Raw genomic sequence first — 16,244 nt, forward strand, 5'->3', positions numbered from 1 at the left:
GTTGGTGGCGCGACGGCGGCGCAAATTTGGGGCCGCTAAGCGGAAGCTCATAATTACCAACGCAGATTCGGGCGGGGTGTTGCTGGCATTTGCCGGCAATCTGGGAATACTTTTGGGCCCCCGTCCTTCTTTTTTGCTGCCCCATGCTCCGTTCCATCATGTTCGTCGGCACCGCGTCCGACGTGGGCAAGAGCGTTATCACCGCCGGTTTTTGCCGCATCTTTTTGCAAGACGGCCACCGCCCCGCCCCGTTCAAGGCTCAGAATATGAGCCTGAACAGCTACGCCACGCCCGAGGGCCTCGAAATTGGCCGGGCCCAGGCCGTGCAGGCCGAGGCCGCCGGCATCCCGTGCCACGTCGACATGAACCCCGTGCTGCTCAAGCCTACCTCCGACCAGGCCGCGCAGGTAGTAGTCAACGGCCGGCCCGTTGGCACGCAGTCGGCCCACGAGTATTTCCGCACCACCGACCGCCACGCCCTGTTTGAGGCCGCCACCGCGGCCTACGACCGGCTGGCCGCCCGCCACGCGCCGGTGGTGCTGGAAGGGGCCGGCAGCATTTCGGAGCTGAACCTGAAGGCCCGCGACATCACCAACCTGCGCATGGCCCGGCACGCCGGCGCCGCCACGTACCTGATTGCCGACATCGACAAGGGCGGCGTATTTGGGAGCGTGTACGGCACGCTGGCTTTGCTGGAGCCGGAGGAGAAGGCGTGCATTAAGGGCATTATCATCAACAAGTTCCGGGGCGATGCGCGGCTGTTTGAAGACGGACGCCGGCAGCTGCAAGACCTGACCGGCGTACCGGTGGTGGGCGTGCTGCCGTACTTCCGCGATATTTTTGTGGAGGAGGAAGACTCTGTGGCGCTGGCCCGCAAGCAGCGGGGCCCCGGGGCCCCCGGCCGGGTGCAGGTGGCCGTGGTGCTGCTGGGCCGCATGTCGAACTTCACCGACTTCGACGCCCTGGGCCACGACCCGCGGGCGCACCTGTTCTACACCCACGACGCGGCCGAAATCCTGGCCGCCGACGTTATCATTTTGCCCGGCAGCAAAAACACGATTGACGACCTCATCGCCCTGAAAAACAACGGCCTGGCCGCCGCCATCGTGCAGGCCCACCGCGCCGGCAAAACCGTGGTCGGCATCTGCGGCGGCTACCAGATGCTGGGCCGCTCGGTGGAAGACCCCGCCGGCGTGGAGAGCCGCGTGGCCGCCACCGCCGGCCTGGGCCTGCTGCCCATGCGCACCGTGCTGGAAGGCGAAAAAACCACCCAGCAGCGCCGGTTTGCGTTTTTGGAAGGCGGCGCAGCCGACTGCCAGGGCTACGAAATCCACATGGGCCGCACCGTGGCCGAGGGGCCCCCGCAGCCCGTGGCCACCCTGGCCGACGGCACGCCCGACGGTTACTACGCCGGCCCGCGCTGCTGGGGCACCTACCTGCACGGCATCCTCGACAACCCGGCCGTCATCGACGCGCTGCTGGGGCCCCACACCGTCGAAGCCGCCCCCGCGCCCATCGATTTTGCGGCTTTTAAGAATCAGCAGTACGACCGCCTGGCCGCCCTCATCCGCGAAAACGTAGACATGGCGCAGATTTACCAAGCGTTGCAGATGTAAGCCCGCAACGGGTTTGCCCAACGACCAGAAAAGAACGTCATGCTCATCTGGCGTCCGCGCAGCCGAAGCATCTCTACCACGGCAGTAAACCATGATTAGTGGAGTAGTAGGGATGCTTCGGCTCCACTTCGTTGCGCTTAGCATGACGTTCTGATATACCACAGATATTCATAAACTCTTCATCCTCATGCTGCACGGCCACGGCGACGACGGCTACCGTCAAACTTCCGACATCGTAGCGGATTTCAGCTCCAACATATGGTACGGCGGCGAGCCGGCGGGCCTGAAGGAGTACGTGTTCAGCCAGTGGCCCCGCGTGAACCGCTACCCCGAGGTGCTGGCTGAGAGCCTGGCCGCGCGGGCCGCGGCGCACCACGGCGTGGCCCCGGGCCAGGTGCTGATGAGCAGCGGCACTACCGAAACCATCTACCTCGTGGCGCAGGCCTGGGCCCGGCGGCGCAGCACGGTCGTCACGCCCGCCTTTGCCGAGTACGAAGACGCCGGCCGGCTGCACGACCACCAGCAGGACTTCCTGGCCTGGGACGACCTGCGCGCGGATACGCTGATAAACAGCGATTTGGTGTTTGTGTGCAGCCCCAATAATCCCACCGGCAGCGTGCTGGGGCCCCACGTGCTGGAAACCCTGCTGGCCAATAACCCGCGCACGGTGTTCGCGCTCGACGAGGCGTTTATTGAGTTCACTGCCAGCGCCGAAACGGCGGTGCCGTTGCTGGCGCGGTTTGATAACCTGCTGATTATGCGCTCGATGACCAAGGCCTACGCCATTCCCGGGCTGCGCCTGGGCTACGTGGTGGCGTCGGCGCCCCTCATTGCCCGGCTCACCCGGGCCAGGGCCCCCTGGACGGTGAACGCGCTGGCCGCCGCCGCCGGCCACTTCATCTTCGAGCACTTCGCCGACGTGCAGCCGCCCACCGCCCGGCTGCTGGCCGACCGCGCCGCCTTCGCCGCCCAGCTGGCCGAAAACCCGGGCCTGGAAATCTTCCCCAGCCACACGCACTATTTCCTGGGGGCCCTGCGCCACGGCACCGCCGCCGCCCTGAAGCGCGGGCTGCTGGAGCGGCACGGCCTGCTCATCCGCGACGCGGCCAATTTCCGGGGCCTCACGCCGGCCCACTTCCGGCTGTGCACCCGCCGCCCGGCCGATAACCAGCTGCTCGTCAACGCCCTCGCCGAATGGACCGCTTCCCGCGCCTAGCCGCGCCGCTGCTCGCCGGCTACGCCCTCGACCTGCTGCTGGCCGACCCCGAGGGCTGGCCCCACCCCGTGCGCACCTACGGGGCCCTCATCGCCGCCGGCGAACGCCGCCTGAACCAGGGGCCCCAGCGCTTCGCCAAGGGTGCGGCGCTGGCCGGCGGACTAGTGGGGGGCACGTTTGGCGCGTTTTGGCTGCTGGACAAGGCGTTGCAGCGCCTGCCGCCCGCCGTGGGCCTGGCGGCTAACAGCGCTTGGGTGTTCTACGGCCTGGCCAATACGGGCCTGGTACGCGAGGGCCGGGCGGTGTTTGAGGTGCTGGAGCGGGACGGCCTGGAAGCCGGCCGCCGCCAGCTGGCGCGCATTGTGGGGCGCGACACGGCCCGGCTCGACGCCCAGCAAATCCGCACCGCGGTGCTCGAAAGCCTGGCCGAAAACCTGAGCGACGGCGTGGTGGCCCCGCTGCTGGCCTACGCCCTGGCCGGCGTGCCCGGCCTGATGGCCTACAAAATGGTGAACACCCTCGACTCGATGGTGGGCTACCGCAGCCCGCGCTACGAGCAGTTTGGTAAGTTTGCCGCCCGCCTCGACGACGCGGCCAACCTCGTGCCCGCCCGCCTCACGGCCGCGCTGCTGGGGGCCCTGGGTGGCAGCCGGCGCAGCTTCCGGTTCATCTTCCAATACGGCCACCGCCACAAAAGCCCCAACGCCGGCTACCCCGAAGCCGCCCTGGCCGGCGTGCTGAACTGCCGCTTCGGGGGCCCCAACTACTACCACGGCCAGCTCGTGCCCAAGCCTTACATCGGCGAGAACCCGCGCCCCATCGGGCCCCACGAAATCAACCGCGTCGCCCGCCTCAACCACGCCGTGTGCGCCGCCGTAGTGGCGGGCATCGTGGGCTGGCTGTGGGGGTGGCGAGGTAGGGAGTAGGCTTTGGCAGTAGGTAGAGGACCCTAAAGCGGCATTTCTGCTTGGCTATTTTTTTGAGTTCTGTAATTCACCGTTTGCAGTACGTACAAGACTTATCACCAAACTTAAATCACCGTCTGGCTGAACCCGCGGAGCTTCGTATACCTCCCATGCCTCCCCGGTTGGCCGCTACTTTTTCGCCTGAAGCTTCGTCAGCTTCTGGCGGGTTTCCGGATATTCCTTCAGCTTCAAGGCCTTTGTGTAGGCGGCCATGGCCAGGGCCGGCTTGCCCTGAGCCTAGTAGTAGTCGCCGAGGCTGTCGTGGACGTTAAAGCTGGTGGGGTAGTTGCGTGCATTGAGTTGAAACAGGGCCAGGGACCGCGCGGCTTGCCCCTTGAGCATCATGTAGTAGGCCATGCCATTGACCGTAACTTCCGGCGGCAGCACCGGATAGCCAGTCTGGGCTGATATCTGCCGGTAATGCGCCTCCAAGAGGGCCGCCTGGTCGACCTTAGAGGCCGTGTCCGACAGGTCGTTGGTGAGCGCTGGCGAAAGCGCGTAGCCCGGAAACAAGAAGTGCAGCGCGTCGTAGGTGGCCGGCAGCGGCACGGTGTTGTGCGTGTCGGCGGGGTAGTATCGGTACGCCGAGCGGAGCCCGTTGCTGCGGTTGCGGGCCAGCTCGTCGCGCAGCTTCCACTTAGAGCGGGTAAAAGCGCCGCCGCTCGATGTATTCTTGAGCACCTGCAGGGAATCCTGGCCGGTGGAGTTGGCCGAGGCCACGAACAATGACCGGCCAGCAAATTGGGGCTGGGCCAGCGCCTCGTGGGCTTGCTTGAGCAGCTTTTCCTGGTCCCAAAACATGCTGGGGTCGATGGCTACGTAGTTGTCGAACAGGCTGGGATGATGGACCAGCGTATTCATCACCAGCAGCCCGCCAAACGAATGCCCGATAAGCGTGCGGTGGGGAGTGGTGGGGTAGTGCGCATCGATGTAAGGAATCAGCTCTTTTTCTACAGGACTTACGCAAAGGTGCTACTTTGAGGTAAACCCATGAGCCATGCTGACCCAAGCAAAGCACATTGATTATCTGCTCAGTACACCCCGCAACTACACGTGCACGCACCTGGCGGCGCATCTGCCGGGCGTGAGCCACGACGAGGTGAACCGATTTTTGCGCAACAGCGCCTTTTCCGCCAACCAGTTGCGGGCCCTGGTGCTGCCACTGCTGCGTGATTCGCCAGAGGCTTTTTTGCTGGTCGACGACAGCGTCCAGGACAAGCGCTACAGTCGCTTCATCGAAGTGGCCAAGCGGCAGTACTCCGGCACCGTGCACGGCCCGGTCACGGGCATCGGCTTGGTCAAGCTGGTACACAGCAGCGGCGAAAGCGGCGACTTTTTGCCCTTGGATTTCCGCGTCTACGCCCCGGACGCCGACGGGCTGACCAAGAACGAGCACTTCCAAGCCATGTTTGCGCAGGTCGTGGCCGAGGACAAGCTGCTGGCGCGCACGGTCTTATTCGACTCCTGGTATGCGGCCAGCGCGAATTTGAAGCAGATTCACCGGGCCGGTTGGACGTTTTTCACTACTCTGAAAAGCAACCGCTTGGTGAGCCTGAGCAAAGAAAGCGGCTACCAGGGCCTGGACACGCTCGAACCGCCGGCCAGCGGCTGGAGCCAGGGCGTGGAAGTGCGGCTGCAACAAGTGCCCTTTGCGGTAAAACTCTTCAAGCTGGTTGCCACGGACGGCAGCATTGCATGGGTTGTTACCAACCACTTGGCCGCCCACCTGAGCCGCGAAATGGTCATTGAAGCCGTGCAGCGGCGCTGGCAGGCGGAGGAATTCCACCGCAGCTTCAAACAGCTCACCGGCTCCGAAAAATGCCAGTGCCGCAAGGCCAGCGCCCAGCGCAACCACCTCACTTGCTGCTACCTGGCCTGGGTGTCGCTGCGCCAGCACGCCCGTGCCATCGGCCAAACCATTTACCAAGCCCATCAGCAGCCCTGGTCGGCGTTTCTGCGCCAACAGCTCCAAAATCCTCCTTTCCCTGTAATACTGCCCCTTCCTGCGTAAGCCCTATAAAATTCAAATCATACAGACCCGCATCGGCTAGTAAATTCCACTTGATAATTTATTCGGCGACGTTTCCAAACAGCATTATCCCGCCAAAAGTACCCACCGTGCCCGATTTCGCCGCCTCCGAAAAACCGCAGTTCCTGATTGCCGCGCCCAGCAGCGGCAGCGGCAAAACCACCCTCACGCTGGGCCTGCTGCGGGTGCTGGCCCGGCGCGGCTGGGCCGTCCAGCCCTTCAAGTGCGGGCCCGACTACCTCGATACTCACCACCACACCCAAGCCGCCGGCCGCCCCAGCCTCAACCTCGACTTGTTCATGGCCTCGGCGGCGCACGCGCAGGCCACCTACGCCCGCTACCTAGCCCCCGCCGACGCGGCCGTGGTGGAGGGCGTGATGGGCCTCTTCGACGGGGCCGACCGCATGGCGGGCAGCGCCGCCGCGGTGGCCGAGCTGCTGAATATTCCGGTTATTCTGGTGGTTGATGCGCGCGCCATGGCTTACTCGGTGGCGCCGCTGCTGTTCGGCTTCAAGAACTTCTACCCCGGCATCCGGCTGGTGGGGGCCCTGTTCAACTTCGTGAACACCGCCTCGCACTACCAATTCCTGCGCGAAGCCTGCGCCGACGTGGGCGTGGAAGCCCTGGGCTACCTGCCCCAGAACCCCGCCTTTGCCATCCCCTCGCGCCACCTGGGCCTGTCCATCGACGCCGAAATTCAGCACGAAGCCATCGTGGAAGCCCTGGCCGACGCCCTCCCCGCCACCGTGGACGTGGACCGCCTGCTGGCCCTGACGCGCACCGCCGCGCCGGCGCCCGGGGCCCCCACCCCACCCGGCATTAGGGCCCCCGAACGGCGCCGCATCGCCGTGGCCCGCGACGCGGCCTTCACCTTCACTTACCACCAGAATCTGGCGGCGCTGGAGCAACTCGGCGACGTCAACTATTTCAGTCCGCTGGCCGATGGGGCCCTGCCCGCCGGCACCGATTTTCTGTACCTGCCCGGCGGCTACCCCGAGCTATTCGCCGGGGCCCTGCACGCCAACGCCGCCATGCGCGCCAGCATCGCAGCCTACTGCGCCGGCGGCGGCGCGGCCTATGCCGAGTGCGGCGGCCTCATGTACCTGGGCCAGCGCATCACCGCTGCCGCGGGCCAGGCCTTTGCGATGGTGGGGGCCCTGCCCTGCGCTACCTCAATGGAAAACGCCAAAATGACCCTGGGCTACCGCGCCGTTGAGTGGAACAGCCTGACCATCAAAGGCCACGAGTTCCACTACTCCGTTTTAAATGACCACGGCCTGAGACACGAGCCCGCCCGCATCACCAGCGCCAAGGGCGCGCCCGTACCGGCGCAGCTCTACCGCCAGGGCAACGTGTGTGCCTCCTACGTGCACCTGTACTGGGGCGAGGATTCGGCGTTTATCGAGCGGCTGCTGGAAGTTAAGGATAGTAGCAGCGCTGCAGATAGATGATAAATTGGCTGACTAATTTTAAATTGAACGGCCAAAGTTATTCCTTATAATAATTTGATAATCAGCAATTTTTTAAGAACGCTTAACAGCAGATTACTTCGCGGATATATCTTGGAAAAGTGGCGATTTTCTTCCCCACCGCCCTGCTGCTTGAGCGTGGTACTTTGGCGAGGGACTAGGCTCCATTTTGGGCGTTTACGAAACTCATCTCTTTAAGCTATTTCGCAAACGTTGAATCGTGGACGGGTTTCTTAAACTCCTATCGCACCGTAGTGAGCACCTGGGCACCAGGTATCGATTAATTTCTGCTGTTTAGGAAAAGAAACGTTCAATTGACCGTCGGCTATTACCGAGCGAAGCATGCATAATCCGGGATATTCTTATACATTTAGGCGATTAAATCCATCCTTTTCCTCATGAAGTTACTTCTCCTCCTGCTGTGCTTAATGGTCGGCTCCGCGCTAGCTCAGGCCCAAACGGTTAAAAACAACGCCATCGTCATCGGTCGCGTCGACAGCCTCATGTCGGACGTGCTCAAAGAAAAGCGCAAGCTCTGGGTGTACGTGCCGGACGGTGCCGCTGCCTCGGTTTATGCCCCGCAGCGCTACCCGGTGGTGTACCTGCTCGACGGTGATGCGTGGTTTACGACCACGACGGGCGTCATCCAAAAGCTGAGCGGATTCCCGAATTCTGTATGCCCGGAAATGATTGTGGTCGGCATTCCCAACACCAACCGCACCCGCGACCTGACCCCGTCTGCCTCGACCACGGACGACATGCCCGCCTTTGTGCCCAAAGCCTCTGGCGGCGGCGAAAATTTCACCGTCTTTTTAGAATAGGGCTTACGCAGGAAGGGGCAGTATTACAGGGAAAGGAGGATTTTGGAGCTGTTGGCGCAGAAACGCCGACCAGGGCTGCTGATGGGCTTGGTAAATGGTTTGGCCGATGGCACGGGCGTGCTGGCGCAGCGACACCCAGGCCAGGTAGCAGCAAGTGAGGTGGTTGCGCTGGGCGCTGGCCTTGCGGCACTGGCATTTTTCGGAGCCGGTGAGCTGTTTGAAGCTGCGGTGGAATTCCTCCGCCTGCCAGCGCCGCTGCACGGCTTCAATGACCATTTCGCGGCTCAGGTGGGCGGCCAAGTGGTTGGTAACAACCCATGCAATGCTGCCGTCCGTGGCAACCAGCTTGAAGAGTTTTACCGCAAAGGGCACTTGTTGCAGCCGCACTTCCACGCCCTGGCTCCAGCCGCTGGCCGGCGGTTCGAGCGTGTCCAGGCCCTGGTAGCCGCTTTCTTTGCTCAGGCTCACCAAGCGGTTGCTTTTCAGAGTAGTGAAAAACGTCCAACCGGCCCGGTGAATCTGCTTCAAATTCGCGCTGGCCGCATACCAGGAGTCGAATAAGACCGTGCGCGCCAGCAGCTTGTCCTCGGCCACGACCTGCGCAAACATGGCTTGGAAGTGCTCGTTCTTGGTCAGCCCGTCGGCGTCCGGGGCGTAGACGCGGAAATCCAAGGGCAAAAAGTCGCCGCTTTCGCCGCTGCTGTGTACCAGCTTGACCAAGCCGATGCCCGTGACCGGGCCGTGCACGGTGCCGGAGTACTGCCGCTTGGCCACTTCGATGAAGCGACTGTAGCGCTTGTCCTGGACGCTGTCGTCGACCAGCAAAAAAGCCTCTGGCGAATCACGCAGCAGTGGCAGCACCAGGGCCCGCAACTGGTTGGCGGAAAAGGCGCTGTTGCGCAAAAATCGGTTCACCTCGTCGTGGCTCACGCCCGGCAGATGCGCCGCCAGGTGCGTGCACGTGTAGTTGCGGGGTGTACTGAGCAGATAATCAATGTGCTTTGCTTGGGTCAGCATGGCTCATGGGTTTACCTCAAAGTAGCACCTTTGCGTAAGTCCTGTTTTAGTATAAAGCTCTGTATAGCTCGTGTAAACTATCGTTGTCTTCCGAACCGCTTAGTTGGGTTGAAGAACCATTCTGGGGGTTTACGCTGAATAGATGATATTCTAAATGTTGGGCGTCAATTACCTTGGCTCCGTCGAGCACGCAGAGAAATGAAAAAATAGCGGCGTGGACAGCATCGGCTGCGATAAGCATCACTTGTTCCTGGCCTTGGCTGTTAAGCGAATTATACCACTGCGAGCTTTCGATAAGTTGCGCAGCCGGGTTCCTGCCGGGCGGAACCGATAGTACTTCCGATGTGCCTTTTATCGCTGACTCTGCTACGTATTGTTTAATAGCTTCTACAAATTGCTCTGCATTCATTGTAATGGTTATCTAACTGTATGATTGAGCCTTTGTAATTGAGCGCAATAATAAAAATGCCCCTTTATATCATTTCCGGGGGCCCCGGGGCTGGCAAAACTACGCTGCTGGGGGCCCTGCGGGCCGCCGGCTTCGCGGGGGCCGATGAAGTATCGCGCCAGCTCATCCAGGAGCAGGTGGCGCTGGGCAGCAGCCGGGTGCCGTGGCGCGACTTGGCCGGCTTTGCCGAGCTGGCGCTGGCCCGCATGGTGGCCGATTACGAGGCCGCGGTGCAGCGCGGCGGCGTCACGTTTTTCGACCGTGGCCTGCCCGATATTGTGGCTTACCTGGAAGTGGCGGGGCTGCCCGTGCCAGCCGCGTGCTACGCTGCGGTGGACGCACACCCGTACCAGCCGCTGGTGTTTCTGGCGCCGCCGTGGGCCGAGATTTACGTGAATGACGCCGAGCGCTGGCAGACGTTTGCCGAGGCCACGGCGCTGCACGGGGTCCTGCGGCGCATCTACCAGCGGTTGGGTTTTGCGGTACTGGAATTGCCCAAAACCCCGGTGGCGGCGCGGGTGGCCTTCGTGCGGGCGGCGGCCGGACTCTAGCCGGCAGTGGGGCCCCGGGGACCGGTGGCCAATAATTCGGCCTACCTTTGCGCCAGCAAATGGTAATCGTTTCCGCGGTGCGGGGCGATTTGAAAAGGGAAGCCGGTGTAATTCCGGGACAGTCTCCGCTGCTGTAACCCCCTCACCAACCGGCCGATACTTGGCGCCACTGTCCTTTGCGGGATGGGAAGGCCATCGGCCGACGGGGGAAGTCAGAAGACCTGCCGCTTGCTTCATACAGTCACAGCTTTCGGTAGAAAGGCTCGTCGTACCATGCCCCACCCCCCGCATCCCGCCGGCCGTGCCGGCGCGGCACCCCCGTTTTTTTCTGTTTGGCGCAGTTTTGCGCTGTTGGCTTTGCTGCTGGCGGGGCCCCAGCTCGGCTGGGCCCAGGCGCCCGCCGCCACAGCCGCGCCCAAACCTGCCGCTGGGGCCCCGCGCGGGCGCACCACGGTGCAGTACGCCAAGGGCTTCACCATCAGCTACGTGGCGGGAGGCAAGCTGGTCACCATCTTGAGTCCGTTCGAGCAGAAAACTACGGCCACGCGCTACCTGCTGGTGCCCCGCGGCGCGGCGCGCCCGGCCGGCTACGCCGACGCCCACGTCATCGAAACGCCGCTGCGCAGCCTCGTGGCCCTCTCGTCGATGCACGTGGCGCTGGCCGATTTCCTGGGAGCCGCCGACCTGGTGGTGGGCTTGGGCAGCTTCAAGTACGCCTCGGCCGTGCCGGTGCGGCAGCGCATTGCCGCCGGCAAAATTTACGAGGTGGGCCAGGGCAAAGAGCTTAACAACGAGCAGCTTGTGGCCCAGCACCCCGACCTGGTGATGGCCACCGGCTGGCCCGGCGAAAGCCTGGCGCGCTTCCAGACGCTGGAAGCCGCCGGCGTGCCCGTCATGATTAACTCGGAGTGGGTGGAGACCACGCCCCTGGCCCGTGCCGAGTGGGTGAAGGTGCTGGCCGCGCTGCTGAACAAGGAGGACCTGGTGAACCAGAAATTCGGCCAGGTGGCCCGTTCCTACCACCGCCTGGCGGCCCTCGGCCACCACGCTACCCAGCGGCCCAAAGTGGTTGTGGGCCTGCCGTTTAAGGACGTGTGGTACGTGCCCGATGCCGATAGCTACCTCACGCAGTTCCTGCGCGACGCGGGCTGCACCTACGCCTGGGACCAAACCCGGGCCCCCAGCGGCAGCCTGGCGCTGTCGTTCGAAACCGTGGCCCCCGTGGCCCTCGCCGCCGACTACTGGCTGCAAACCGGCACAGCCATGGCCAAGGCCGACATCGTGGCCCAGGACGCGCGCTACGCCGCCTTCGCGCCCTTCAAAACCGGCCAAGTGTACAACAACAACCGCCGCACCAACGCCCAGGGCTCCAACGACTACTGGGAATCGGGGGCGGTGCGGCCCGACCTCGTGCTGTCGGATTTGATCAAAATCCTGCACCCCGAGCTACTGCCCGCGTGGCAGCTCTACTACTACCAGTGGCTGAAGTGAGCACGGCCCAACTCGCGGCCGCGCCGCCGTCGCTGGCCGCGGCCGGGCGGCGGCGCGCGGCTTGGCTGCTGGCCCTGGCGGGGCTGGTGGCCGTGGGCTTCGTGCTCGACATTGCCCTGGGCCCCGTGCGCATCCCGCTGGCGGCGGTGGTGAAGATTTTGCTGGGCCGGGCGGCCGACAATCCGGCCTGGGCGTTCATCGTGCGGGAGATTCGCCTGCCCAAGGCCCTCACGGCCCTGGCCGTGGGCAGCGGCCTGGCCGTGAGCGGCTTGCAGATGCAAACGCTGTTCCGCAACCCGCTGGCGGGGCCCTCGGTGCTGGGCCTCACGGCGGGGGCGGGGCTGGGCGTGGCCGCCGTGATGCTGGCCGGCGGCAGCGGCGCGGCGGGCGGCCTGGCCATCCGGGCGCTGGGCGTGGGCGGCAGCTGGGGCCTGGTGCTGGCCGCCACCGCCGGCGCCGCCCTGGTGATGGCCTCGGTGCTGGCCCTCTCGGCCCGGGTGCGCGACAACGTGGTGATCCTCATTGTGGGCCTCATGATTGCGAGCGTCACGAGCGCCATCGTGGGCCTGTGGCAGTACTTCAGCGCCCCCGAGCAAATCCAGGAGTACCTGCTCTGGACGTTCGGCTCGCTGGGCGGCGTGGTGGGGCCCCACCTGGCGGTGCTGGCGGCCGTGGTGGCGGTGGGCCTGGGGCTGGCCTTCGCCTCGGCCAAGCCGCTGAATACCTTGCTGCTGGGCGAAAACTACGCCCGCAGCATGGGCCTGGCCGTGGGCCGGGCGCGCACGCTCATTATTCTCAGCACGAGCTTACTGGCGGGGGCCATCACGGCGTTTTGCGGGCCGATTGGCTTCGTGGGCATCGCCGTGCCGCACCTCACCCGGGGCCTGCTGCGCACCGCCGACCACCGCGTGCTGCTGCCCGGTGCCTGCCTGGTGGGGGCGGCCCTTACGCTGGGCTGCGACTGCCTGGCCCAGCTGCCCGGCAGCCAAACCGCCCTCCCGCTGAGCATCGTCACGGCCCTGCTGGGGGCCCCGGTGGTGCTGTGGGTGGTGCTGCGTCGCAACAACATTCGCTCGTCGTTTTCCTGAAAAGCTGAAAACTAATTGACCGTCATGCAGAGCGCAGCGAAGCATCTTTCCCGCTCACTAATCATGAATTACTGCCGCAGTAAAGATGCTTCACTGCGCTCTGCATGACCGCCTTTTCTGCCACAACGATCCTTCTGCCGCTTCCCGATCCGCCGAGATGCAGCCTGTCTTCTGACAACCGACAACTAATACCCAACAACTGAAACCCCCATGCCCAACCCTGCGCCGCTGCTGACCGCTGAGGACCTGGCGGTGGGCTATTTGCTCAACAAAAAGACGCCCCGCCCGGTGGCCGGGCCCCTGCGCCTGGCCCTGTGGCCCGGCGAGCTGGTCTGCCTGCTGGGGCCCAACGGCGCGGGCAAAAGCACGCTGCTGCGCACGCTGGCCGGTTTGCAGCCGCCGTTCGGCGGGCGGCTTGAACTAGGTGGGCGGCCGCTGGCGGCGCTGGGGGCCCCCGAGCGCGCCCGTCAGCTCAGCATCGTGCTCACCGACCGCGTGGACGCCGGCAACCTGGCCGTGCGCGAGCTGGTGCGCCTGGGCCGCCACCCGCACACCGGCTGGCTGGGCAGCCTCTCGGCCCACGACGAAGCCCAGGTGCAAGCCGCCCTGGAAGCCACTGGTACCGAAGCGTTTGCCGACCGCCCGGTGAGCGAGTTGAGCGACGGCGAGCGGCAGAAAGTACTGCTGGCCCGGGCCCTGGCCCAGGACACGCCGGTGGTGCTGCTCGACGAGCCCACGGCCCACCTCGACCTGCCCAACCGCGTGGCCCTCATGCGCTTGCTGCACCAGCTGGCCCGCACCACGGGCAAGGCCATCCTGCTCTCGACCCACGAGCTGGACCTGGCCCTGCAAGCCGCCGACCGCGTGTGGCTGCTGCCCGCCGACGGGGCCCTGCGCACCGGCACGCCCGAAGAGTTGGTGCTGAGCGGGGCCTTCGCGGCGGCGTTTGCGCGGGAGGGGCTGGCCTTCGACGCGGCCACCGGCACGTTTGCCCTGCACGCGCCCACGGGGCCCCCGGTGCAGTTGGTGGGGGAGGGGGCCGCCGCGTTCTGGACGCGCCGCGCCCTGGAGCGCGCGGGCTTCGTGCCCACCGCGGGCCCCGCCGCCCTGCGCGTGACGGCCCCCGCCGGCCCCGGCCCGGGGCCCTGGCTGACCCAGGCCGCCGGCCAGGCCGTCCAGTCCCATGCCACCATCGAAGCGCTACTGCTGGCGCTGCGCCAAGTAAGTAGCCATCAAGTGGTTGGCCAGCTGGTCGGCCACTGAAAACCCGGTTTTCAATTCATAACAATCCCTTTCGCTTACCCATGAAAAAACGTTTTTTACCCTCCCAAAGCCGACCGTCGCGCATTGAAATCCGGCTGGTGCTGGGCACGGTGCTGCTGGCCGGCACGGTGCGCGGGGCCCAGGCCCAGGCGCTGACTGACAGCCTTAAGCGCCAGGACCTCAACGAAGTGGTGGTGACGGCCTCGCGCGCGGCCACGCCGCGCAGCCAGGTGCCGCAGCAAATCCAGGTCATCAGCCGGAAAGACATTCAGCAGACGCCGGCCACGGAATTCACCGACGTGCTGAAGAAGAACGCCTCGGTGGACATCGTGCAGTACCCCGGGCTGCTGTCGGGCGTGGGCATCCGCGGCTTCCGTCCCCAAACCGGCGGCCTCAACCTGCGGACCCTGCTGCTGGTGGACGGCCGCCCGGCCGGCACCAGCAACCTCGCCACCCTCGACCTGGGCGGCGTGGAGCGCGTGGAAGTGCTCAAGGGCCCCGCCTCGGCCCTGTACGGCCCCCAGGCCATGGGCGGCGTCGTGAACGTGATTACCCGGCAGTCGCGCGGGGCCATCCGCAGCTCGATTTTCGCCGAGTACGGCAGCTACCGCACGGCTAAGTTTGGCGGCACTACGGGCGGCAACCTCACTAAAAAGCTCGATTTTGACCTGTCGGCTGGCTTTTTTAACCGCGACCAGGACTACAAGCTGGGCGGCAACGGTATTTTGCGCCGCGCCCTGGATGCTGGCAGCGCCACTCAGTATTTTGCCGACGGCACCACCAAAACCGTGGACGACACCCGCGGCGACAACCAGCGCCGCGACTTCACCAAGCTGAAATATTACTCCGGGGCCCTGCGGCTGGGCTACCAGTTGAGCGAAAAATGGCGCGTGGACGTGCGCGGCGAGCTGTTTAGGGCCCCCACTGTGCAGTCGCCGAACGACATTTTCTACGGCAGCCTCAGCCCGTCGAGCAAGGACATTGAGCGCGGCAATCTCGACCTGAGCGCCACCGGCAACTACGCCAACCACCAGCTGTTTGTGCGCGGCTACACCTCGAAGGAAACCAATAACAACAACACGCTCAGCGACTTCAACGATAACCCCGTGCCCGCCTACCGCTCCTACCAGAGCCAGTACCTCTGGAAGGGCTTGCAGGCCAAGGACGTCATTACGCTGGGCCGCCAGCGCATTACGGTGGGCATCGACCACAACGAGGCCACCAGCAACGCGCAGGTATTCAACCCCAACGGCTCCAATGGCACGCCCTACAGCCCCAACTACGAGCTGAACACGACCGGCATTTACGCCCAGGGCCAAATTAACTTGCTGGCTGACAAGCTAATTGTGACGCCGGGCGTACGCTACGACTTCATTACCTACAACGTGAAGCAGACCGACCTGCTCACCACCTTCACGCCGGGCAAGAAAACCAACCCGTTCTTCAGCCCCAGCCTGGGGGCCCAGTTTGCCCTCACCGATGGCCTGCGGGTGCACGCCACCGTGGGCCGCGGCTACGTGACGCCCGACGCCTACAACGTGGCCGGCTTCTCGCAAACCGCCCCCAACGCCGCCCGCCAGGTAGCCATCACGCAGGGCAACGCCGACCTGAAAAACGAGAGCAGCGTGACCTACGACGCCGGCCTGCGCTTCGGCAAGGCCACGTCGGGCTTCTCGGCCGATGCTACCTTCTTCTCGACCCGGGTGACGAACCGCATCACCACGCGCACCGCTAACCCCGTGGGCGAAACCACCGCCGAGGGCTACACCGTGCGCTCGCGCACCACTTACGTGAACGCCAACGACAGCCAAATCAGGGGCCTGGAGGCCGAGGCTGGCTACGACTTCGGCACCATCACTGGGGGCCGTTACCTGCTGCGCGTGTTCGCCGGCGGCACCAGCATCTTCAAGGCCCAGGACGTGACCAACAACGCGAGCGGCACCCGCACCGTGCGTGACGTCTTCAACGTGGCCAAGCTGAACGGCAACCTGGGCGTGGCCTTCGATAGCTACCAGGGCATCACCGCCCGCCTCACCGGCCACTACGTGGGCCGCCGCAAAGACACCGATTTCACTGACTTGGCCTCGCCGCAAGTGCAGTACCCCGAGTACATGACCGTTGACTTTTCAGCCGGCTACACCGTGGCCAAGCACCACACCTTCTCGCTGCTGGTGAACAACCTGACCAATGAAAACTACTACGAGAAGCGTGGCTACAACCTGCCCGGCCGCAACTTCGCCGGGCGCTACACCATTGCATTTTAGGGCCCC

At 64.7% G+C, this 16,244-nt stretch carries 14 protein-coding genes and 1 riboswitch; of the genes, 11 read left to right on the forward strand and 3 right to left on the reverse strand.

From position 1 onward, the window contains the following. The first annotated feature begins 143 nt into the window (after nucleotides 1-143). The 3 genes from AXW84_RS07455 to cbiB all read left to right on the forward strand — a co-directional run bounded on the left by AXW84_RS07455 (nucleotide 144) and on the right by cbiB (nucleotide 3,758). Nucleotides 144-1,616, forward strand: a complete 1,473-nt coding sequence (locus tag AXW84_RS07455) for a cobyric acid synthase (RefSeq protein WP_068230821.1) — start codon at nucleotides 144-146, stop codon at nucleotides 1,614-1,616. Between the two features lie 187 nt (nucleotides 1,617-1,803). After that, the gene (locus AXW84_RS07460; RefSeq protein WP_068230826.1) at nucleotides 1,804-2,832 is read left to right on the forward strand and encodes a pyridoxal phosphate-dependent aminotransferase; all 1,029 of its coding nucleotides are present in this window, start codon (nucleotides 1,804-1,806) and stop codon (nucleotides 2,830-2,832) included. After that, nucleotides 2,811-3,758, forward strand: coding sequence for an adenosylcobinamide-phosphate synthase CbiB (gene cbiB, locus AXW84_RS07465; RefSeq protein WP_068230829.1), 948 nt, complete (start codon nucleotides 2,811-2,813; stop codon nucleotides 3,756-3,758). The genes AXW84_RS07460 and cbiB overlap by 22 nt, the downstream gene beginning before the upstream one ends. Nucleotides 3,759-4,034: 276 nt before the next feature. On the opposite strand, the gene AXW84_RS07470 is transcribed toward cbiB, so the two are convergent. Continuing rightward, entirely contained in the window at nucleotides 4,035-4,739 is a 705-nt protein-coding gene (locus AXW84_RS07470; RefSeq protein ID WP_082773760.1) for an alpha/beta hydrolase, read from the reverse strand. Between the two features lie 55 nt (nucleotides 4,740-4,794). On the opposite strand from AXW84_RS07470, the gene AXW84_RS07475 reads away from it, so the two are divergent. From AXW84_RS07475 to AXW84_RS07485, 3 genes are all read left to right on the forward strand, one after another. Beyond that, nucleotides 4,795-5,808 carry an IS701 family transposase gene (locus AXW84_RS07475; RefSeq protein WP_068230834.1) on the forward strand — a complete coding sequence of 338 codons (1,014 nt, stop codon included), beginning with the start codon at nucleotides 4,795-4,797 and terminating at the stop codon, nucleotides 5,806-5,808. Nucleotides 5,809-5,915: 107 nt separating this feature from the next. Further along, nucleotides 5,916-7,277 carry a cobyrinate a,c-diamide synthase gene (locus AXW84_RS07480; protein ID WP_068239039.1) on the forward strand — a complete coding sequence of 454 codons (1,362 nt, stop codon included), beginning with the start codon at nucleotides 5,916-5,918 and terminating at the stop codon, nucleotides 7,275-7,277. Nucleotides 7,278-7,693: 416 nt separating this feature from the next. After that, a complete protein-coding gene (locus AXW84_RS07485) occupies nucleotides 7,694-8,116 on the forward strand; it encodes an alpha/beta hydrolase-fold protein (RefSeq protein ID WP_157886876.1) in 423 nt (140 codons plus the stop codon). A gap of 3 nt (nucleotides 8,117-8,119) precedes the next feature. On the opposite strand, the gene AXW84_RS07490 is transcribed toward AXW84_RS07485, so the two are convergent. After that, the gene (locus AXW84_RS07490; protein WP_068230834.1) at nucleotides 8,120-9,133 is read right to left on the reverse strand and encodes an IS701 family transposase; all 1,014 of its coding nucleotides are present in this window, start codon (nucleotides 9,131-9,133) and stop codon (nucleotides 8,120-8,122) included. Between the two features lie 46 nt (nucleotides 9,134-9,179). Continuing rightward, on the reverse strand, nucleotides 9,180-9,542 hold the full coding sequence (locus AXW84_RS24640; RefSeq protein WP_157886877.1) for a hypothetical protein: 363 nt from the start codon (nucleotides 9,540-9,542) through the stop codon (nucleotides 9,180-9,182). Between the two features lie 56 nt (nucleotides 9,543-9,598). Between AXW84_RS24640 and AXW84_RS07495 the strand changes: the two genes are divergently transcribed. The 5 genes from AXW84_RS07495 to AXW84_RS07515 all read left to right on the forward strand — a co-directional run bounded on the left by AXW84_RS07495 (nucleotide 9,599) and on the right by AXW84_RS07515 (nucleotide 16,238). Next, nucleotides 9,599-10,132: an AAA family ATPase gene (locus AXW84_RS07495; protein WP_068230839.1), complete on the forward strand. Its 534-nt coding sequence runs from the start codon at nucleotides 9,599-9,601 to the stop codon at nucleotides 10,130-10,132. 43 nt (nucleotides 10,133-10,175) lie between these two features. Next, nucleotides 10,176-10,375: riboswitch (cobalamin riboswitch) on the forward strand. A gap of 108 nt (nucleotides 10,376-10,483) precedes the next feature. Continuing rightward, the gene (locus tag AXW84_RS07500; protein ID WP_068230842.1) at nucleotides 10,484-11,623 is read left to right on the forward strand and encodes an ABC transporter substrate-binding protein; all 1,140 of its coding nucleotides are present in this window, start codon (nucleotides 10,484-10,486) and stop codon (nucleotides 11,621-11,623) included. Further along, on the forward strand, nucleotides 11,590-12,711 hold the full coding sequence (locus AXW84_RS07505; protein ID WP_236943274.1) for an iron ABC transporter permease: 1,122 nt from the start codon (nucleotides 11,590-11,592) through the stop codon (nucleotides 12,709-12,711). The genes AXW84_RS07500 and AXW84_RS07505 overlap by 34 nt, the downstream gene beginning before the upstream one ends. Nucleotides 12,712-12,921: 210 nt before the next feature. Then, a complete protein-coding gene (locus tag AXW84_RS07510) occupies nucleotides 12,922-13,974 on the forward strand; it encodes an ABC transporter ATP-binding protein (RefSeq protein WP_068230845.1) in 1,053 nt (350 codons plus the stop codon). A 41-nt stretch (nucleotides 13,975-14,015) separates the two neighbouring features. Continuing rightward, a complete protein-coding gene (locus tag AXW84_RS07515; protein ID WP_068230848.1) occupies nucleotides 14,016-16,238 on the forward strand; it encodes a TonB-dependent receptor in 2,223 nt (740 codons plus the stop codon). Nucleotides 16,239-16,244 lie beyond the last annotated feature (6 nt).

It is taken from the genome of Hymenobacter sp. PAMC 26628 (assembly GCF_001562275.1).
GTDB lineage: Bacteria > Bacteroidota > Bacteroidia > Cytophagales > Hymenobacteraceae > Hymenobacter.